This is a genomic window from Mycoplasmopsis iners ATCC 19705, from assembly GCF_000701805.1.
Classification (GTDB): domain Bacteria; phylum Bacillota_I; class Bacilli_A; order Mycoplasmatales; family Metamycoplasmataceae; genus Mycoplasmopsis; species Mycoplasmopsis iners.
Genome location: NZ_JNJW01000008.1, coordinates 1 through 21,630, shown reverse-complemented (window position 1 = coordinate 21,630; position 21,630 = coordinate 1). Strand labels below are relative to the sequence as shown.

General features: G+C 27.5%; 14 protein-coding genes, 8 tRNA genes and 1 pseudogene. 17 read left to right on the top strand and 6 right to left on the bottom strand.

The features are described from left to right. Positions 1–11: 11 nt before the first annotated feature. Positions 12–1,910, bottom strand: coding sequence for a DNA polymerase III subunit gamma/tau (dnaX, locus tag T395_RS0102430; protein ID WP_029512901.1), 1,899 nt, complete (start codon positions 1,908–1,910; stop codon positions 12–14). A 234-nt stretch (positions 1,911–2,144) separates the two neighbouring features. Here dnaX and gpmI point away from each other — a divergent pair. The 17 genes and pseudogenes from gpmI to T395_RS0102345 all read left to right on the top strand — a co-directional run. Next, a pseudogene (gene gpmI, locus T395_RS0102425) lies at positions 2,145–3,635 on the top strand (2,3-bisphosphoglycerate-independent phosphoglycerate mutase); the annotation flags it as partial. Positions 3,636–4,434: 799 nt separating this feature from the next. Next, positions 4,435–7,359, top strand: coding sequence for a DNA polymerase III subunit alpha (gene dnaE / locus T395_RS0102420; RefSeq protein WP_029512899.1), 2,925 nt, complete (start codon positions 4,435–4,437; stop codon positions 7,357–7,359). Position 7,360: 1 nt separating this feature from the next. Further along, the gene (locus T395_RS0102415) at positions 7,361–8,248 is read left to right on the top strand and encodes a 5'-3' exonuclease (protein ID WP_029512898.1); all 888 of its coding nucleotides are present in this window, start codon (positions 7,361–7,363) and stop codon (positions 8,246–8,248) included. A gap of 9 nt (positions 8,249–8,257) precedes the next feature. Beyond that, positions 8,258–9,694: a hypothetical protein gene (locus T395_RS0102410; RefSeq protein WP_029512897.1), complete on the top strand. Its 1,437-nt coding sequence runs from the start codon at positions 8,258–8,260 to the stop codon at positions 9,692–9,694. Positions 9,695–9,706: 12 nt separating this feature from the next. Beyond that, positions 9,707–10,048 (top strand): thioredoxin family protein, encoded by a 342-nt coding sequence (locus T395_RS0102405; RefSeq protein WP_051617829.1) that lies wholly within the window; start codon positions 9,707–9,709, stop codon positions 10,046–10,048. Next, on the top strand, positions 10,032–11,771 hold the full coding sequence (locus tag T395_RS0102400) for an excinuclease ABC subunit UvrC (protein ID WP_029512895.1): 1,740 nt from the start codon (positions 10,032–10,034) through the stop codon (positions 11,769–11,771). The genes T395_RS0102405 and T395_RS0102400 overlap by 17 nt, the downstream gene beginning before the upstream one ends. Positions 11,772–12,010: 239 nt before the next feature. After that, a tRNA-Pro gene (locus tag T395_RS0102395) sits at positions 12,011–12,087 on the top strand. 1 nt (position 12,088) lies between these two features. Next, a tRNA-Ala gene (locus T395_RS0102390) sits at positions 12,089–12,165 on the top strand. 7 nt (positions 12,166–12,172) lie between these two features. Beyond that, positions 12,173–12,249, top strand: a tRNA-Met gene (locus T395_RS0102385). Positions 12,250–12,280: 31 nt separating this feature from the next. Continuing rightward, positions 12,281–12,356, top strand: a tRNA-Ile gene (locus T395_RS0102380). Between the two features lies 1 nt (position 12,357). Next, a tRNA-Ser gene (locus T395_RS0102375) sits at positions 12,358–12,450 on the top strand. A gap of 39 nt (positions 12,451–12,489) precedes the next feature. Next, positions 12,490–12,566, top strand: a tRNA-Met gene (locus tag T395_RS0102370). Between the two features lie 4 nt (positions 12,567–12,570). Continuing rightward, positions 12,571–12,647 (top strand) — tRNA-Asp (locus tag T395_RS0102365). A gap of 1 nt (position 12,648) precedes the next feature. Next, positions 12,649–12,724, top strand: a tRNA-Phe gene (locus T395_RS0102360). Between the two features lie 292 nt (positions 12,725–13,016). Then, on the top strand, positions 13,017–13,901 hold the full coding sequence (rpsB, locus tag T395_RS0102355) for a 30S ribosomal protein S2 (RefSeq protein ID WP_051617827.1): 885 nt from the start codon (positions 13,017–13,019) through the stop codon (positions 13,899–13,901). 1 nt (position 13,902) lies between these two features. Next, positions 13,903–14,790: a translation elongation factor Ts gene (tsf, locus tag T395_RS0102350; RefSeq protein WP_029512893.1), complete on the top strand. Its 888-nt coding sequence runs from the start codon at positions 13,903–13,905 to the stop codon at positions 14,788–14,790. A 266-nt stretch (positions 14,791–15,056) separates the two neighbouring features. Beyond that, positions 15,057–15,539: a hypothetical protein gene (locus T395_RS0102345; protein ID WP_029512892.1), complete on the top strand. Its 483-nt coding sequence runs from the start codon at positions 15,057–15,059 to the stop codon at positions 15,537–15,539. A gap of 27 nt (positions 15,540–15,566) precedes the next feature. On the opposite strand, the gene T395_RS0102340 is transcribed toward T395_RS0102345, so the two are convergent. The 5 genes from T395_RS0102340 to cypl all read right to left on the bottom strand — a co-directional run bounded on the left by T395_RS0102340 (position 15,567) and on the right by cypl (position 21,337). Beyond that, on the bottom strand, positions 15,567–17,177 hold the full coding sequence (locus T395_RS0102340; RefSeq protein WP_051617825.1) for an endonuclease/exonuclease/phosphatase family protein: 1,611 nt from the start codon (positions 17,175–17,177) through the stop codon (positions 15,567–15,569). Positions 17,178–17,186: 9 nt separating this feature from the next. Beyond that, the gene (locus tag T395_RS0102335) at positions 17,187–17,522 is read right to left on the bottom strand and encodes a cupin domain-containing protein (RefSeq protein WP_051617823.1); all 336 of its coding nucleotides are present in this window, start codon (positions 17,520–17,522) and stop codon (positions 17,187–17,189) included. Between the two features lie 53 nt (positions 17,523–17,575). After that, a complete protein-coding gene (locus T395_RS0102330) occupies positions 17,576–19,057 on the bottom strand; it encodes an ABC transporter permease subunit (RefSeq protein WP_051617821.1) in 1,482 nt (493 codons plus the stop codon). Positions 19,058–19,335: 278 nt separating this feature from the next. Then, positions 19,336–20,082, bottom strand: coding sequence for a phosphonate ABC transporter ATP-binding protein (locus T395_RS0102325; RefSeq protein ID WP_036458421.1), 747 nt, complete (start codon positions 20,080–20,082; stop codon positions 19,336–19,338). Beyond that, the gene (gene cypl / locus T395_RS0102320; RefSeq protein ID WP_051617819.1) at positions 20,075–21,337 is read right to left on the bottom strand and encodes an ABC transporter thiamine pyrophosphate-binding lipoprotein p37/Cypl; all 1,263 of its coding nucleotides are present in this window, start codon (positions 21,335–21,337) and stop codon (positions 20,075–20,077) included. The genes T395_RS0102325 and cypl overlap by 8 nt, the downstream gene beginning before the upstream one ends. Between the last annotated feature and the right edge of the window lie 293 nt (positions 21,338–21,630).

Below are 21,630 nucleotides of genomic sequence, written 5' to 3'. Positions count from 1 at the left end.
TTTGCTCCTTTTTATCCTATTAATTTTTCATATAGTTGTTGAGTTGGGCTTTTGACTTTTTTAATTGGTACTTCGCCAAAAGGCACAACTTCTGTTAAATTACCATTCGCTTGTTCACTTTCTTCAACAAGTTTCTCTTTAACTTTTACTAATGTATTTTTTAGCTCGTGGTTAATAATAAAAATGTGTTTATAATCACCTAAAAACTGTTTAAAAAATTCTTGTATGTTTGAGTTATAACAATTATTTTTTAAATAATTTAAATCTTTAGCATCAGATCTGCTATTGCCATAAATCAAGATGTGATTATCGCTATAACCAATAATTTTTAAATAATTGCTTGCTAAAATTTGTAAGATTTTTTTAACATCTTTATCTGGTGAAATAGTTTTATAAAAATCGAAAAGTTTTCAAACTTCATTAATTTTGTTAGCTTCACTAGTATTATGTCTTAAAATATTTTTTAACTCTTCGAAAGAAAGATAATTTTGAAATTTGTTATCTTCAAGATTATTTGTTAAATTGAATTCAAATGTGTTGCTTGATAAATTATTATCTAAATTAATTTCTTCAGTGCTAAGTAAATTATCACTAACTATTTCTTTGTTGTTTGACAAAACTTGTTTTTCAATTTGCTCTAAATTTTCTTGAGCATCTTGTTGTTTAATAACAAATTCTGCAGTTTGTTCCAAAATTTGTTCAACATTATGCTCTTCTGGAACTATGTTTGTCTGATTTGTTTGAGCATTTTCAACTGTTGAAAATTCATTAGACTCATTAATCGAATTTTGTGAAATTGGCTTTTTTATTGGTGAATTAGTTAATGTTTCTGGCTTTGATGCGGGCGCATTTTTATTTAACATTTTCAAAAGATAAACTTCAATTAAAACAAAAGGATTAGTGTCATATCTTAATTCTTTATGTAATTTATAAAGTTGCTCAATTGTTTCAAAAGCAAATTGTTCATTAATTTGCATTTGTTGTAAATCTGCTAAGTTCAAATATTCCAAAATATCTATTTCATTGGTTCTTTGGAAAATTAAAAACTCTTTTAAAATGTTCAACATCGAATTAACAAATTCATTAGCATCAATACCATTATTTTTTAACTCATCGAATTCTTTCAAGACCATTTTTTGCTTATTTAAGAATAAATTATTGATAATTCCAATAATTTTTTCATTGGCAATAACACCAAAAGCATCAATAATATCTTTTAATTTAACTTGATCATTGCCATATGCAATACTTTGCTCAACGATTGATAAAGCATCTCTCATACCGCCTTGTGCTAATCTAGCAATATAAGGGATGGCTTCTGGTTCATATTGAATATTTTCTAAATTAAGCACTTTTTCAACTTGATTTACTAATGTTTTGTTAGTGATCTTTTTAAAATTATGTCTTTGTAATCTTGACAAAATGGTTGGCGGAATTTTTTGTGGATCTGTTGTGGCAAAAATGAAAATTACATGTGCTGGCGGTTCTTCAAGAGTTTTTAAAATTGCATTAAAAGCAACTTTAGTTAACATATGAACTTCGTCAATGATATAAATTTTAAATCTACCATTGGTTGGTAAATGTTCAATTTTTTCTTGTAATTTTCTAACTTCATCAACACCATTGTTTGAAGCCCCATCCATTTCGATAATATCAAGATTATTGCCTAAAGAATTTAAACAATTTTCACAAATATCTGATGGATCTGCTGTATGAATACAATTAAGTGCAGCTGCAAAAATTTTAGCTACTGAAGTTTTACCAACGCCTCTTGGCCCACTAAATAAATATGCATGGCTAATTTTGTTGGAATTAATAATATTTTGTAAAGTTTGAACAATATGGTCTTGCCCTCTAACATCAATGAATTTTTGAGGTCTATATTTACGATAAAGTGCTTTATATGCCATTCTTTTCTCCTCATTGATTTTGATACTTATATTTTATATTATTACATATATAACTTAATAGTATAAGAATACTTAAAGAAAGTTTTATTTATAAAAAAATCTTTGCTTTTGCCATTATTTTTGCAACTGCTTTATAAATTTAACTAACTTCAATTTCACTTTTCTTTATTTATATATTATTAGCTATTAATTATTTTTTATAATATGTATATTAATTAAATCTTAGGAGAAAATATGAAAAAAGTAGTATTAATTGTTATTGATGGTCTGGGTTTAAGAGCAGAAGAGCAAGGGAATGCTTTTAAGCTTGCCAAAACACCAACTTTTGATGATTTATTTGCCAATTATCCTAATTCAGTTATTGGTGCAAGTGGCGAAGATGTAGGTTTGCCTAAAGGACAAATGGGAAATTCAGAAGTAGGTCATTTAAATATAGGTGCTGGTAGAATTGTTTATACCGGTTTATCATTAATTAACCAAGCAATTAAGACAGGCGAATTTAACCAAAACAACATTTTCATAGATGTTTTAGAAAATGTAAAAAATAATAATAGCACATTACATTTAATGGGATTATTAAGCCCTGGCGGTGTACATTCTGAAGAAAAACACTTATTTGAATTATTAAAATTAGCACATGAAAAAGGTGTTAAAAATGTAGCAGTTCACATTTTTGGTGATGGACGTGATGTTGCTCCAAAATCAATTTTAAGTTCAATTGAAAAATTACAAAAATTATGTGATGAATATGGCTATAAAATAGCTTCAATTGGCGGAAGATTTTATGGTATGGATCGTGACAAAATGTTCGATCGTGTGGAACAACATTACAATGCAATTATTGGCAAGAGCTCACAAACTTTTGATAATGCTTATGATTATGTTCAGAAACAATATGAACAAGGCATTGCTGATGAATTTTTAATTCCGGCAATTAATCCAAGTGCCAAATTTGTTAAAGACAATGACTCAATAATTTTCTTTAACTTTAGACCTGATAGAGCAAGACAATTAACACATTTATTTATTGGTTCAGATTTATATGATTTTGAACCTGAAAACAAAGTAAAAATTGCTGATTTTGTATCAATGATGAAGTATGAAGGTTTAAATACCAAAATTGCTTTTGAAGAAATGAAAGTAATTAATCCAATTGGTAAAGTTTTAGAAAACAATAATTTAAAACAATTAAGATTGGCTGAAACACAAAAATATGCTCATGTAACTTTCTTTATGGATGGTGGAAATGATATTGAATATAAAAATTCAGGACGTATCATGGTGCCATCATTAAAAGTTCAAAGTTATGCTGATGCTCCAGAAATGTCTGCTAAAGAAATTGTTGATGAATTAGTTGCTAAAGGTTTAGATTATGATGTAACAATTATGAATTTTGCTAATCCTGATATGGTTGGTCACACCGGTAATTTAAAATCAACAATTAAAGCAATTGAATTCTTAGATTCACAAATTAAAAGATTATTAGAATGAGCTAAAGAAAATGACGTAACTGTCTTTATTACAGCTGATCACGGAAATGCTGAAATAACAGAAGATGCAAATGGCAATCCTGCAACTAAACACACAAGCAGTCCTGTAATGTTAATTTCAACAGATAAGCAATTAATATTAAAAGATGGAATTTTGGCAAATATCGCTCCTACTATTTTGGACTACATGGGGTTACAAAGACCTAATGAAATGACTCATGAAAGTTTAATTGTAGATTGAAAAGATGATACTATCAAATTAAAAACTCGCCCTTGTTTGCTAGCTAAACCTGACGTAATTGATTTAGTACTTAAATCTCTTGAAGAAGGTAATTTAACTGTACCAGACAATTTTTTAGCTTTTTCACTTTATCTTGAAAATAAAGAAAATGAGACACCAACAAACTATATTTATAATTTAAACCGGTCAATTAAATGGGTTCTTCGCGACTTAAAATCATCTTCAATAAACCCTAATTTTGTTATGCTTTTTGGTGATGAACAATATTCTGAAAATTTAATTAAAGAATTTAACTTTACATACGCTCCAGAATCATTAAGTAAAGAAAAAATTGCTTATTACAAAATGCATACTTCTAGATTAGAACAAGGCGGTCTTTTTGAAGCTATTAACGACTATTTATATAGAATTAAAAATGAACTATTAAGACAAGAAACTGAAGATAGAATCGAAAGACAAAGAGTAAAAGAAAAACTCCGCGAACAATATAGATCAGGAATATTCGCGGATGAAAGCAATGATGACGATGACTTTGATGATGATCGTTATGACGAAGAATAAATAGATGAGTTTAAAAATATAGGCTTTGGCTTATATTTTTTTCAAAAGATCATTGCGAACTAATTAAAGAAATTTCCGCAAAATTATTAAATTTTCAAAATTTATTTAATTTAAGTTTAATTAATATATATTAATAGTAAAGCAATAAAAAAGTCTGTAAATACAGACTGGTTAACATTGGATAAAAACCTCAATGTCGGCTCATATTTATTATACATAAAAGGAGAAAAAAATGAAAATTGTTCAGCTTTATAACACATCAGAATATTCTTTTTTGGATTCACTAATTAAACTTGAAGAATTGGTTAAGCAATCTAAAGAAAATGGTTTAAAAGCAGTTGCTTTAACTGATCACAATAATATGTTTGGTCTAGGACCTTTCCTTGAATTGTGTAATAAATATGAAATCAAACCAATTTTGGGTGTTGATTTAGATGTTGAAAAATATCGTTTTATTTTACTAGCTAAAAACTATGAAGGTTTTCAATTTATTAATAGTTTAATTTTGCAAAAAAGCCAAGGCAAAACAATTAGAATTGAAAACTTGCGTAATGACAATATTTTTCTTTTAGATCATCCAATTTATGGTCTTTATGCCACCGAAAAAAATAATAGTTTAGTTAATGCAGGCAACTATTTTATTAATTCAAAAAATGTTAATTTACCTAATGCGATCTTTATCCGTGAAAACAAGTTATTTTCACAAAATGATAATGAAGCATTGCAAACTTTGCAAAAAATCGGCGGAAGCAATGAATTTCGTTTTTACGAAGATTATTTTGCTGAACTTGATTTAGATGAAATCATTATTGACAGAATGAATTTTATTGTTGAACAATGTAATGTGACTTTTCCACCTAAAAAGCTTAATTTAGCACAATTCAACAATAATAGCGATGAAGACAATTTTGAATTATTTAAAACGCTGTTGCAAAATGGTTTGAACAAAAAAAGTGCTGAAATTGCTCCATTTAAAAATTGAGAAGATCGCTTGAATTATGAAATTGAGATAATTCAAAAATTTAAATTTGTTAATTATTTCTTAATTATTCAAGATTTAGTTAATTGAGCTAAAGCACAAGATATTGCAATTGGTCCTGGTAGAGGTAGCGCTGCTGGTTCATTAGTGTCTTATTTACTAGGTATTACGGAAATTAATCCACTTAAATATGATTTACTTTTTGAAAGATTTTTAAACCCAGGCAGATCAAGCTGACCTGATATTGATATTGATATTCAAGATGATCGCAGATATGAAGTTTTTGAATATTTAAAAAATAAATATGGCTTTGAGCGAACTGCTTTAATTTCAACATTCCAAACTATTGGTGCAAAAATGGCAATTCGTGATGTAGCAAGAGTAATTGAACAAAATATTAGTTCAGTGGAAATTAATAAAATTTCAAAATTATTAGACCCGAACTTAACTTTAGAACAATCATATTTAAGCAATCGTTTATTCAGATCGGAAGTCGATAAATACCCTGGTTTATATGAATTAGCTAAAAAAATTGAAGGTTTACCACGCCAACAAAGTTTCCACCCTGCTGGTTTTATTATTGCTAATAATCCTATTAATTCAATAGTGCCAACTTGCTTATCAAATGACAATTTATACCAACAAGTGCAACTATCAATGAATTACACAGAGGATTTTGGTTTATTAAAAATAGATTTACTCGGTTTAAAAACATTAACAGAAATCAAACAAATTGAATCTTATTTACCAAAAGATCAACTTTTTGACAATATTTTAGCTCAATACCCTCAAGCTATTAATGACCCAAAAACTTTTAACATGCTAAACAATGGCTTTACTGAAGGGATCTTCCAATTAGAATCTCCTGGTATGAAAAAGACTATAAATAAGGTTGTTATACAAACTTTTGATGATTTATATGCAATAATTTCCTTATTTCGTCCTGGTCCTGTTAAATACATTGATGACTATGTAAAAGGCAAGAATGATCCAAAAAGCATTCCGATTATTCATCCAATTTATGACAGAATTGTTAGACCAACCTTTGGAATTATTGTTTATCAAGAACAAATTATGTTAATAGCTCAAGAAGTTGCTAATTTTTCATCAATTGAAGCTGACTTTTTACGTAGAGCAATCAGCAAAAAACATGATGATGAAATTGCTATGTACGAAGGTAAATTTATTGAAGGCGCAATTAAAAATGGTTTAACACCAATCATGAGCAAGGAAATTTACAAAATAATTCAACGTTTTGGTTTATATGGCTTTAACAAAAGTCACGCAGTTAGTTATGCTTATTCAACTATGAAAATGGCTTTTTATAAAACTTACTACCCAATGTATTATTATGCAGCCTTGATTTCTAATTCTCAAGGATCACAAGACACAATTCATAAGTATGCCTTAGAAGCCGAACAAATGGGTTTTGCAATTCATTCACCTAATATTTTGCATTCAACAAATAAGTGTGAAATAATTGATAATCAATTTTATTTACCGCTTAATATGATTAAAGGTTTTGGCAATGAAGGCGTAAATAAAATTTTAATTGATAAACAAACCAATGGTGAATATCCTTTAAATCTTACTGAAATTTTAATTAGATTAAGATTTGCTGGAATTAAAGATGCCATGATGGAAACTTTAATCAAAGCTAATGTGTTTAGACAATTCGGCCCAATTAAATATATTATGCAATGTGACAAAAGAGTTAAAGACATTTACAATTCATTTGCTAACTATGATTCTTTTGCCCAAGCTAAAGAAAAAATTGCTCAATTGGGCTTTTTCACAATGGTTTTGGCTAATCCTAAGTCTAAAGAATTTGAAGATTTAGAATATGAAACTGCTTGTGAAATTCAAACTTTAGGTCAAGTTTATAATGTTTATTTAACCAAAAAATTTGAAGCTCAATACCCTAATAGGTTAATCAATTTAGTGCCAGGAACACCTAAAGCTTGATATGTTTGTGAAGTAATCAAAACTAGATTGAATAAAGAAAAACATTACTTTTTATTGGAAGTTAAAGACAGCACAAAAAGCATTGCTTTTTGATTAAATGACAATAATGCCGAATATTATGAAGATTTTAAAGTTGGCAAAGTCTTTTTAATTGAAGCAGAACATTCAAAACGCTTTAAGAATCCTAAACTTTTAAATTGAAAGGCGCTTTAAAATGCAAAAAAAATTATTATTAATTGACGGAAACTTATTAATGTTCCAATCTTTTTATGCCTCATATAATCCATACAATTTAGATAATTTAATGACTTCACCAAAAGGCATAACCACCAATGGTGTGCATGTGTTTTTGGTTACTTTAGCTAAATTATTAAATTATGTTCAACCAGACTATTTATTCGTTGCTTTTGATGCGCATGGCAAGACTAAAAGACATGAACAATATAAAGCATATAAATCTGGCAGAAATAAAGCACCTGAAATTATTTTTGACCAATTCGCCTTAATTAAAGAAATATTAAGCAAAATTAATGTAAACTGATTAGAGAAATTAGGCGATGAAGCTGATGATTTAATAGCGACTTTAGCTAAAAAATCAGACATGGAAAATTATATTTATTCTAAAGACAAAGACCTTTTACAATTGGTTGATTCGCACACAGTTGTTTTAAAAAATTCTAAAGAATATTATGGCTATGACGAAATTAATATTGATAATTTTAAAGAAATTTATGGCATTAAACCTAACCAAATTCCAGATTTTAAAGGCCTAGCCGGCGATTCTTCAGATAACTTAATTGGAGTTAGTGGAATTGGTGAAAAAGGTGCTGTAAAATTAATCAATGAATTTGGCTCATTAGATAAGATTTATGAACAAATTGATAATATTAAAGGCAAAACTAAGGAAAAATTGCTTAATGATAAGGCTTCAGCCTTTATGTGTAAAGATTTAGCAACATTAAATTTTGATGTTGATATGGACTTTAATTGAGAAAATTATGCTAAATTTTTAAAAGGCGATTTAGCTCAAGGAATTGAATTACTGGAAGAACACGGTTTACATAAAGCAATGTTCAATCTATTTAATAATAATTTAAGGTAAAATTACAATATGAAATATGCCTATAAAAACAGAAATAATCCGCTTTATATTAACAATATTGAAAAGAAAAAAAATAATGATTTAGTTGGCGATATTGAATTAAATGTTGCTGTAGAAATCTTAAAATTTTTAATTTTTCTACTAATTAGTGTTGCTTTTATTTTATTACAATATCAAACGCCATTTGACCAAAACAACAGTTCTATAGTTATTTTAAGAAAAATTTATTTATTCTCGTTTGGTTTAGCTTTTGGCGATTTAATGGTTTTAATCATTATTGGTTTTGCTTTCACATTTATTTTAAAATGATTAAAAATAGCTTTGAAAAACTATTATTTCAAATGATTTAGACCTTACAACAAAGTTGATTATTTCATTTTGCATAAACAAATATTACTTTTTGTTTGAACTACATTATTAATTATCGCTTTAATTTATCATGCTATTTTGGTTAGTTGAAGAATGCCTAATTCTTGAATATATAAAGCTAGCGAATTAAAGCTAATTTACACAAATGGTTGAATAACAACATTTACCAAAAATAATCAACCAAACGCAGCTTATACAGTTGGAATATTTTTTGATTCTATTATCAATGTGTTTTACGTTTTGGCATTTTCACCATACCTTGCATATTTGATTATTATTGGCTTAATTTTTTGAAATATTCTAAAAATATGAACAATTAATCCATTTGTTTATATTAAAAAATTAAATTCTCGAAAATTGAAATTAGAACAGATTGAAAGTTATTTGAAGAAAACAAAAAGTATTTTTTACTATACAGAAGCAACTAAAAATTATTTTAATAAACTTAAAATTGAATGTCAACAACACAAGATTGAATACAACAAATTATCACTAGCACAATGTATAAAACAATTGAAACAAGTTTATAAACAATTAGCCCAAAACAACAGTAAAACAGAAGAAAAAGTCAAAAAACAAAAAATCAAGCAAAGTGCTTTAAATAAAGAAATTTTAGCTTTAATTAATGAAATTAACACTCAAAATCAAGACAAACTAGCATTGTTGCCTCAAGATTCGCAAATAATAAAAGAAGAAACAAGCAAAATTCCATGCTCAAATGAAGTTGAAATAGATAGTTCAGAAACAAATGAAATAGATAATTCAAATCCAACTCAAAATACTCTTGTTTTAGAGGGTGATAAAACAAATATTGTTAATGAAACAAATTCAAAACCAAATACACAATTCATTATTCCTGAAAATTTTGATGATTTATTAGTTACAACTGAGGTTGAAGTTGAAGCAAAAAGTGAAAATCATTTGAAAAATAACAGCAATAAATCAGCTATTGAATTTCTTAATGTAGTTCAATTAGAAGAAACAAATGAAATTGATATTGAAAGTCAAAAAACTCCAGACACCAATGATAATGAAAAACAAAAAGATGAGTTTGGTTTTAAAAGTCCTATTTTATAGAGGTTTTAATAAATGAAAAAAGTAAAATACGAAAAAATGTTAGAAATAATTGCTAGTCCAGAACACAAAAACAAATTATTCTTTTTAGAGTTTTCAACCACTTGATGTGGCGATTGCAAAATGATGGAACCTATTGTTAAAAAAGTTGTTAATGACAATAAAAATAACAAAGACACAATATTTTTAGAAATTGACGCTGAAGAAGCACAATTATTTAGAGATCCTTTATCAAAATGACAAGTATTTAAAGTTCCAACTTTTGTTTATTTAAAAAACAATGAAATTTTAAAGACTCTTTATGAATATTACCCAAGTGAAATTTTGCAAAAATTTTTAGATGACTACAGCAATTAAATCAAACAAAAGTGTTTTAGATAAATTAAAAAATGTTCCTGGATCGCCAGGAATTTATTTATGAAAAAATCACTTAGGTAATGTTATTTATGTCGGCAAAGCCAAAAATTTGAAAAAGAGAATGAGTCAGTATTTTGAAGGTGCTTTAAACTCTTATAAAACCACTAAATTAGTAGATGAAATTGTCGATTTTGACTTATTTATAGTTAATAATGATAAAGAAGCTTTATTGTTAGAAAGACAATACATTGAAAAATATAATCCAATTTACAACATACTTCTATTGGATGATAAAAGATATCCTTACATTAAAATTGAATTAAAATCAACTGGTTTAGAAATTGGTTTATCAAGAAAAATTAAAAAGCAAGATCATGAAAATTTAATAAATTTTGGTCCTTTTCCTAATGGTTATGGAGCAACAACAATCTTAAAATTATTACAAAGAGAAGCTTTTTATGAAAATGGGTTAAAAGTTAAAGGTAAAAATTTTGACTATTGACAAAATAAATTTAATGAAATTAAAACAATTTTAAACTTTACCAATAATCATTATTTAAAAGAATTAGAAAACAAAATGCTTGTTGCAGCTGACAATTTTCAATTTGAAATTGCTAAAGATTTAAGAGATTCATTAAAATATTTAAAAAAGCTAAATGAAAAACAAGTGGTTGAATTGAAAAATTCCAAGAATCTTGATGTTGTTGCTTATAAATCAGAAAATAATATTTTATATTTAACAATTTTGTTTTATCGTTATGGAATTTTAATTAATAAAGATAACCAAAATATTCCCATTACAGTTGACGAAAAACACACTTTTGAAAGCTTTTTTGAAAAATATTATCAAGATAAAATTATTCCATCTGAAATTATTGTTTCAGAAAGCTTTATTAATTTTCAATTAGAGAATATCAATCCAAATTTTAAATTTATAAGCCCTAAAATTGGTATTTATAAAAAAATTCTTGAAACCGCGGAATTAAACTTAGCGGAATTCTTTAAAAATGAAAATTTGTTAATTCAAAATAAATTGCTTAAAAGCCAAAATTTATTAAATAAACTAAAACAATATACAAATAACATTGATTTAAAAAATATAGTTGTTTTTGATAATTCTAACTTAAACAATACTAATCCTGTTGGCGTAGCCATTGTCTATTCAAATGGATTAAAAAATAAAAGTGCTTATCGTAAATATAATCATCCAATAAGTTTAAATCGCCAAGCTGATGTTGAATATATGAAACAAAGCGTTTTTAATTATTTTTCTGCTTTAGATAAAAACATAACTCCTAATTTAATAATAGTAGACGGCGGATTGCAACAAGTTCATGAAGCAAAAAAAACTTTAAGATCACTAAATTTAAATATTCCAATCATAGGTCTTGTTAAAGATGATCGTCATAGAACAAGGGGTTTAATCAATTTAGCTGAAGAGGAAATAAAAATTAAGGATCAAGAATTATTTAATTTTTTAGCAGAAATTCAAATTGAAGTTGATAGATTTGCTAAGGAGCATTTAAGAAAAAGACAAAAAATTACTTCATTAGAAGGCAAGTTGCAAAAAATTAAAGGCTTAGGCGACAAAATGGAACAAAAACTTTTATTAAAATTTGGAACTTATAATGCAATTTATAATGCAACATTAGAAGAATTGAGCGAAGTTGTACCAAAAAATATTGCTGAAAAAATTTTTAATAAAGAATATTTAGATAATTAATTGAGCTAATTCACACCAAAATGTCTCTTAATATAATAATTAATAATTCATTATTAACATATCTTATAAAGTGTCAGAAAATCTGACATTTTTATTTGCTTTTTAATTTTATTTTGTTATAAATATTTATGCATTATTTGATTAATGCCAAAACAAAAACCAAGCACAAAAAAATATTTTTTTTCTTGTGAGAAAATAAATATTAATGCTATAATAACTATGCTTTTTTAAAAGCTAATGGAGAAGTAGCTCAGCTTGGTAGAGCGCTTGGTTTGGGACCAAGTGGTCGCAGGTTCAAATCCTGTCTTCTTCACCATGGGGGATTAGCTCATTTGGCTAGAGCACTTGCCTTGCACGCAAGGGGTGGTGGGTTCGAATCCCATATCCTCCACCATTTTTATGGCGTTGTAGCTCAGTTGGTTAGAGCATCCGGTTCATACCCGGAAGGTCATGAGTTCGAATCTCATCGACGCTACCATTTATATGGAATACAGCCTAACTGTTCTTTCGGACCCATAGCTCAACGGTTAGAGCAACCGGCTCATAACCGGTCGGTTACAGGTTCGAATCCTGTTGGGTCCACCAAGGGTGATTACCCAAGTCCGGCTGAAGGGAGCAGTCTTGAAAACTGCCAGGGGCTTCACGGCCCGCGGGGGTTCGAATCCCTCATCACCCGCCATTTGTTTCATTTATGAAACACCAATTAATAAACTCACATCGCGGAGTGGAGAAGTTAGGCATCTCGCAGGGCTCATAACCCTGAGGTCGTTGGTTCAAGTCCAACCTCCGCCACCAATTTGGTCCAGTGGTAAAGTGGTTTAATACGTCTCCCTGTCACGGAGAAGATCGCGGGTTCAATTCCCGTCTGGACCGCCATGGCTCTGTAGCTCAGTTGGTAGAGCAACGGACTGAAGCTCCGTGTGTCGCTGGTTCGATTCCTGCCGGAGCCACCATATCATGAAAATGTACTTCGTTTCAAACGAAGTTTTTTTTATATTTTGTAACTTAAAATACCTATTAAAATCAAGTTATTATTAAAATATTGTGTTTTTCTGCACTATATATAGATATTTACTAAGAAAAAAGTGTAAATAAGTTAAAATATAAAAGAATTTTTTTAAAAATTCAATTTGATCAAATTAAATTAAAATTCCCTATTGTGAATTCACTTGGGTGTGCCCCCAGAAAGGGTGCTAGGTGTTAGAAGCAAATAGGTAGACATAACAAACTAAAGGAAAATATAAAATGACAGAACAATTAAATAAAGAAGTAGCACAAGCTACTAAAACTGCTCAAAAAGCAGAAGACAAAAAACCAATCATTTCAAGAGATAAATTATTAGAAGCAGGAACATACTTTGGTCACAAAACAAGCCAATGAAATCCTAAAATGAAAGAATTCTTATTATCTCCAAATCAATCAAAACGTGGTATTCACATTATTGATACAAACTCAACAATCAAACGTTTAGAGTTTATTTACAAATTACTTTCTAAATTTGCAAGCAACCCTAAAACAACATTTATTTTTGTCGGTACTAAAAAACAAGCTAAAGACACAGTTAAAGAAAATGCTTTAAGAACAAATAGCTTTTATGTTACAGAACGTTGATTAGGTGGTACATTTACAAACTTCTCAACAATTTCAAAACGTATTAAAGCTATGGATGAGCTTGATGAAATGGCTCAAGCAGGTTTCCCTAACCGTACTAAAAAAGAAGTTCTTGAATTAGAAAAGAAATTAGCTAAATTACACAAAAACCTTGACGGTATCAAAAAAATGCAAGGTCCTACAAACTTCATGATCATTGCTGATCCAAATGAAGATGAAATTGCTGTTAAAGAAGCTAGAAGAAAAGGTGTTAAAGTTATTGGTATTTTAGACTCTAACACAAACCCTGATTTAGTAGACTTTGGTATTCCAGCAAATGATGACTCAGCAAAAAGTATTAGTGTAATTATCACCATTTTAGCTGATGCTATCGCAACAGCTCGTGGTGGAAAAGCTAAATATGCTTACCAAGGCGACGAAGCTATTGTTTTACCTAAATTTGAAAGCGAAAGAAAAGAAAAACCTAACTATACAAAAAACTTTGTTAAAAAAGAAACTGTAGAAGTTAAAGGAGAATAATATGGCTGTAGATAAATTAGCTTTAATTAAAGAAGTTCGTGAAAGAACAAATGGTGGTATGGCTGATGTTAAAAAAGCATTAGAATCATCAGACTGAGACGTTGAAAAAGCAATCATTTGATTAAAAAGTAATGGTAAAATCAAAGCTGCTAAAAAAGCTGGTAGAGTTTCAGCTGAAGGTTTAGTAGCTATTGCCCAAAATGCAAACAGAGCAGTGCTTATTGAAGTTAACTGTGAAACTGACTTTGTTGTTAAAAACGACAAATTTAGATCAGCTGTTCAAGAAATTGCCGATGCTTTATTAGCTTCAAACTTACAAACTGGTGATGACGCTAGTTCATTAGATGTTAATGGCACACCATTAAACGATTACATTGACCAATTAACATCAACCATTGGTGAAAAAATTTCATTCAGAAGATTTGCTACACTTGAAGCACAAGCTGGTGAAGTTTTAGGTGCTTTTGCTCACATTAATGGTCAAATTGGTGCCCTTGTAAAAATCCAAGGTAAAAACGAAGAAGAAGCAAGACAAATTGCTATGCACGCTGCTGCTATGAAACCAGAATACATTTTTGTTGAACAAGTTCCAGCAGAAAGAATGGAAATCTTAAAAGCAGAAATCGTTAAACCAGCAGGTTTTGAAAACAAACCAGCAAACATTCAAGAAAGAATTTTACAAGGTTCAATTGACAAAAAATTAGGTGAAATTGTTTTAGTGAAACAAGCATTTATGATGGACGATTCAGTAACCATTGAAAAATTATTAGCAAACCACAATGCTAAATTATTAGACGGTGTAAGATACAGCGTTGGTGAAGGTATTGAAAAAGTTCAAAGCGACTTTGCTGCTGAAGTAGCTGCTGCTATGCAAGAAAACAAAAAATAATTAAGTAATTTAAATAAGAGTTAGCATTGGGCTAATTCTTTTTTTCTGCAAAATGTTGCTTAATTAGCAAACTAAATATCCTCAATATAGCAATCTATTTACTTATCCACTGTGAATTAACAAATAAGCTAAAAACAAAAATTTCATTTTTTGCCACTTATAATGTTCAAAAATCAAGTTTTTATCAAAAAATCTTAATTGTCACAATTTTTGTGGTTATTAAATTAAAGGACAATTTACCATTTAAAGAATAATAGTATTAAAGTATGAAAAATAATTCAGAAAAAGAGAATGAAGTAATCATTCTACCGGTTCTTAAACCGATGAAATTAAATCAAATATTTATGGACAAATTAGGAGGAAAATTAAATTCAAATGTTATTTTATTAATTGCTTTAGAGGAGGAAAATGCATACTTTATTTCATGTTATGAAGAAATCAATCAACATGTACAAGAATCAGATTTGATTAAAATTCATGTTGATGAAGGAATTAAAGAAAACGGTGAAATTATTAATGTTGCGTTAGCTAAATATGTCGATTTATCAGTTATTTATCGTATAAAAGTTCAGGATTTATTTTACTGAAGTGAAAAAGAACATTTAAATGATTTACCATATTTAGGTATTAAAGATCAAATAGCAATTGTTAATGAATTAACCAAGAGATTTGATGACGAACTTAATAAACCTAACATGGTTTATATAAAGAGAAAAACTAGAATGCAATCAAATCAAATTCAGCCATAAAAAAAACCACTAATAAGTGGTTTTTGTTTATTTCGGATCATTAGGATTAAGAATTAAATCGAAATAAATTGGATTATGGTCGGCAATTGATGATTTAATATAACTTGCTGGATTTGAATATGTTTTGTTATAGCTTTCAACATATTTTTTTCAGGCAGCAAAACCATGAATGTGCGGAATAACTCCATCATCAGCAATGTCATATAAATTATATGTGCTTGGATTTTCAAAAGCTAAATCACCTTTGTAAAAGATTTTGTCATAAGCGCTAGCATATGCACCAAATTTAGTTCCTAAAGAAGTATTTACATCATCAGAAATTAATGAAATATAGCCATTATTTAAGGCTGGTTCAAATAAATGATTCGTAGTATGAGCAGGAATATTAGTATCTCCCATAAAAATTAAATCATCATTTTCAGCATCATGATTGTCAAATCAATTCATCATGTTATATAAATTGTAAGCTTCATCAGCTTCTTGATCACCAACTGATTTAGCTAATTTATTACCATTAACTCTAGAAATTGAAGATTCGCCAATTTTGTCATTTTTACCAGGAGAATCAAAGTGATCAATAACAAATGTGAAATCATTCTTGGTTTTGCCTTTGGTTTCTAATAAAACTCCAAATGGCGGTCTTACATAACCATACTTTTTGCCTTGTCTAAAGTGATTTTCAAAATTTGAATTGTCATATGAAAGTCCAAATTTATTATTAATGAATTTTTTAGAATTTAGCTTAGAACTTTTATAAATTACAGCTGCATATTCATGTTGTTTTGAATTTGCTTCTAAAAGTGGGTTTTTTCCATTGTCATTTCAATCGTTGATGATGTATTCTCATTTAGCTTCTGGCTGGATTTGATTTAAATAATTTGTAAGCTCCTTAACTGCTTCTTCATTATCTAATTCAATAATTCCTTGAACATCAATATTTAAATGTTTAATTAGATATGCAATTGCTTTAATTTTTACATTTTTAACTAAATCGCTATTATTTTCTGTTAAAGAAAAATTTAAAACGTTTCAATTGCCAATTCTAATTTTTTTAAGATTTAAATCATGTACATCTTTTGATTTATCGTCATTATTTGTTATTTCAGGTGCATTCGTATTATTTCTTGAATTATCGTTATTTATAGAAGGATTTGGCGAATCTGTTGAAGGAGTAATTGGTGATGGTTGTTCATTATTATTGTTATTTTCTCCTGGATTTCTATGATCACGGCGTCTAAAATGATTTTTTCTTTTACGTTCGCGCCCTACATGGAATCTTTTTTCATGAAGCAAACTTTTATGTTTTCTTTGCAAGTCTTGAACATAAAAACGAATAATAATTTCTTGTTCTTCTTTTTCGCCTTTTAATTCAAAATCTTCAATTTTCACAATGCTTTTATTGTCATTTTCTAAATCTCAAATAATTTTACCTTCAACATCACTTCTACTTAAACTTTGGTCTTCGGGCATTTCATCAAAATTATTCATGCTAAAAACCAAGCTATTTGCTTCTTTGTCTAAATTCATATTGTCGGCGTCATTAGTTGTTGTTTTATTACAACTAATTGTGCTTAAAACCAAAATAGGTGAACTTAAAATAACAGAATTTAAAATTAAATGTTTGCCGATTTTTTTCATAATATCCTCTTATTTTTTATGATGAATAGCTATTCAAATACATTTTTTTGAAGTTTTAACAACCTTGTGTCTTAAAATTTTTTCAATTGTTAAAAAATCTCCGCTTTTCATAGTAATTTGAGTTTGATTCTCATCCTCTAAAATTGCTTTGCCTTTTAGTAAAAAAACATTTTCCAAAAATTTGTTTCTCATTCAATCAGTTTCAGCATTTTTTGAATAAATAACTTCAATTCTAATTGATGAATTTGAAAAAATTTCATCAAAAAATTCACTGTTCTTTTTTAAACAGCGAAATTTAAATTGTTTGTAATTGTAAGTTGGGGCAAAATCAATCTTTTTATACATTACATATTAATTTTAACATTTAATATTAATTAGTATCAATGTGATTTTGATTGTTAAACTGATTTTTTGAACTTTTTGCCTATAAAACAGTTGAAAAGATAAAATTTCATATCCCTTAAGATTTTTTTATTTAAAAAAATATTAATTATATTTATAAATAATATGCCAAATATTCCAATTCAAATATAAGCAAAAGTTTTATTCAAGTCAAAATTGCCATTAGGTGAATTGTATTGAATAATTTTTGTACCGATAACTAACTCTTGACTTGTCAATACAGAATAGGTTATGGAATTTCTAAATGAAATTTCAAAATAAAGCATTAATAAAGAATATAAATCTCCTTTAATTTCAGGCAGCATGTATTTTCAATAAATATGAAACTTACTATAGTTTTGTAATCTTAAATTGAAAAATTTAGTTGCTTGAAAGTTATCAATTTTTTCCCAAAGTTGCTTTAAAATAGCTGAATTTTGATGTGTAGTTAAAGTTAAAATTAACAAAGTTAATGAAGAATAAAATAATGAATTAAAAATATAAAAGAACACAACTATAGGTATTGTTCTAACAATAACTGTAATCAATTTGCAAATTAAACTTTTTCATTTACCAAAAATTAATTTTGAATAAAAAGGCAATAAAATCAAGAATGAAATAATCATTAATAAAGTAATTAAAAAAGCAAAATTGAAAGATTGTAAAAGTTGTAATAGCGGATTAAGTTCGATTTGCTTTGATTTAATATCAAATACACTTCAATCAGGTTGAACAAAAGCTTTAATTTGTTCAGAAAAAAGCAGTGAATTCAAAAAGAAATAATTAATTTTACATAAAATAACAATACTAAAGATAACTAAAACAATAAAAATTAATCTTAAAGTTATTTTTCTTCAGTTTTTTTGTCTTAACATTTTTTGATAAATTTGAGTTTTATTTAAATTTAATTGTTTGCTTTTATTTTCTAATAAATAATTTTTAATGAAAAAATTAAAAATTTCTAAAAAGCCTATAAATATGGTTAAAACTAAAACAGGTATTGCTAATTCCTTGAAGTTATTAATATTTAAAGTTCCATAATTAATAAGAATTCCGATCCCTGCTGTTCCTAGAATTCCTAATATAGAAGATCATCTAATATTAGATTCGAAAGAGTATAAAAATAAGTTATAAATCCTGTTATTTATTCTTGGTCAAATAACTTTTTTAAATGCTTGAACTTTACTTAAACCTTCTTTTCTGGCTTGCCAATAGACTTTTTCGTCAAAATTGTTAAATATTTCTACAAAATATTTATGTAGTCATAATCAAGAAAATCAGAAAAAAATCAATAATAAAGCAAAATAACCATTAAACATATTGGTGAACGATGAAATGAAAATTAATTCGGGGATCGACCTTAAAAACAAAATGATAGAGCCAAAGAAAATGCTTTTGATTTTATTGTTAAATTTTCAGTTTGTTGAATAACTAGTGAAAATTGCTAAAATAAAACCTAAAAAAGTTCCAACAATAGCAATTTCAATTGTTTTTCACAATAATATTAAAGAATAAACCCAAAGATTTCGTGAGGAATTGTGAAGTAAATAAGTGCTTTGATTATTGAAAGAGAAAAAATTAATTAAATTTTGCTTAAAAACCTTTAACCCGTAAGATGATGTGTTTAACTTTCAATTTAATGAAATAAATAAATATAATCCTAGGGCAAAAATTATTAATATTAATAGATATTTGTAAATTGGTCTTAATTTTTCAACCTTCTTATTATCTTGACTAAGATAACTATAAAACAGCAGTTTATGACAAAAATTTTTCATTATTTTAATAAAGTTTCAACATATGTTGATGTTGTTTTATCAACTTTTTGATCATAAATAATTTGTTTGTTTTTCAAAACAATTACTCTATCAAAATAGCCTTCAATTAAGCTTAAATCATGAATATTTACCAAAATAGTAATGCCTTGGTTTTGATTGAGATGTCTTAATAAAGTTAACACTTCACGAGCTGTTTTATAGTCTAAATTAGCAGTTGGTTCATCAGCTAAAATTAAATCAACGTTTTTAATTAATAACTTTGCAATCTCAACTCTTTGTTGTTGACCTCCACTTAATTCTTTAATAAGAGTATTGGTTTTATTTAATAAACCTAAAATATCTAATGTTTCTAAAATGATTTGTCTTTGTTTTATATTGACATAACCAAAACATTTGTTAAATAAATTAGAATAGCTTTGAACTGAATAAAGCAAATTGTTAAAAACTGTTTCACTTTCAATTAAATTTGGATTTTGAGTTAAAAATCCAATATTTTTTAATTGCTTTTTTCAGGCTTTTTTGCCTATTTCATAGATGTTTTCGTTATTTATTTTAATTTGACCAGAAACAAGTTTGGTTTGTTTGACAATAGAATTAAACAATGTTGATTTACCAACTCCAGAATGACCCAAAATGGCAATCATTTCGCCATTTTGTACATTAAAAGAGATGTTATCTAAAATAACATCATTGCTTTTTTGATATTTTATAGTTGCATTGTTCAATTCTATTGTTTGATTATTCATCATGTCCTTCAGCTTTTAATTGTTTTTGAATTGATTTAGCAAATAAATCTTTATCTAATTCAATAAATTTGTTGTAGCCTGTGTAAATCCCATAAAGATTTTCTTCAATTGATAAGCTACTTAAAGTTGCTTGTAATAATTCTTTTTGTTTTTCATTTAAACCAGCTCTACCTAAAACAGCATCATATGGAGCTGCTTCGGTTAAAGTTAATAATCTAACAACGTCATTTGTTTCATTTTCATAATCATTAGCTAATTCAGCGTTGTAATTAGTTGGTCTAAATTTATTTGTGTTTTCTTTTGACTCAGTTCAATTAAATTCGCCTTCAGTCACAAATCCAATGTGATATGCTTTTTGATTTGTGTTTTGAATTTTGCCAATTTGTTTGATTGGATCACTACCTTTTAAAACGTTTTGATTATTTTCTTGATTAAGTTCTTGATTAATTGCATCAATTGATTTATTAAAATGTTTGCTTAATAAAGCAATTTGGTATTTATATCCACTTCCACTTGAATTTTTCTTGAAAATAATGCCATGGCTAATAAAATCATTTCAATTTTTACTGTTTCAAGCTTCAATAATTTGACTTCTTTGAGCCTTATTACCACTAATTATTATTGCGCCATGATATTCACCAGTTGTTTGATTGCTTTTATAAAATGTTTTATATTTTGAACCATCTCATTGTAAAGTTGTCTCATTCGAACTATATCAATTAGGAAATTCCCCAAAAGCTTTAAATTGTTTTTCGTTTTCAGCATTAGCACCCTGTCTTAATGGATCATTTTCTAAAGATCCATCAACATATTTAGCATTGTCTGGAATTGATCAAGTGAATTGCAAAGTATTAGTATTAGCAATTAATTTAGGAGCAAAATTATCGATGTTATTTTGGTTTTTTAATTCTTCAGCAAATAAACTATATGGCAAAATTGCTACATCATCTGTTATTTTGTCAGCTTTTAAATTATTTAACATTAAATTTTTGTCATAATTAACCGCTATTTTAAATGATACATTAGGCATATTTTTAGTATCGCTACGTTGGTTTTTTAGTTCATTAAAACGTTTAGTAATTGTTTCTAAAAATTCTGCTTCTTTGGTTGTGTTTTGAAAGCCTTCATTAATTCAAGCGTTAGAAATTGTTATTTCTGAATCTCAATTTTCTTCATTTGAAACACAGGCTGCACTTAAATGCATTAAAGGCAACAAAGTAGTTGCGCCAAATTTAAAGATATGTTTATTTTTCATATTTAATCCTTCCAACAGGGGAAGAAAAATGTGCAAAAATTGCATTAAAAAAACTTAAGCCACGCAAGAATTACCTTGATCTGCTTATAGGTATAATCTCAGCCGTTATTCACAGCACCCCTGTTATCTTTAATTATAAAATATTTATAGTAAATAAAAAATAACTAAAAATATAAATTAGAATAAGAAAAGTAGACAGAAATAAACTAGGACAAGTTTTATAGACAATTTATAAAAAACTCAAAGCATCTCAATATTGTTGAGGTGTTTTTCAATTTAACACAGATTGAAAT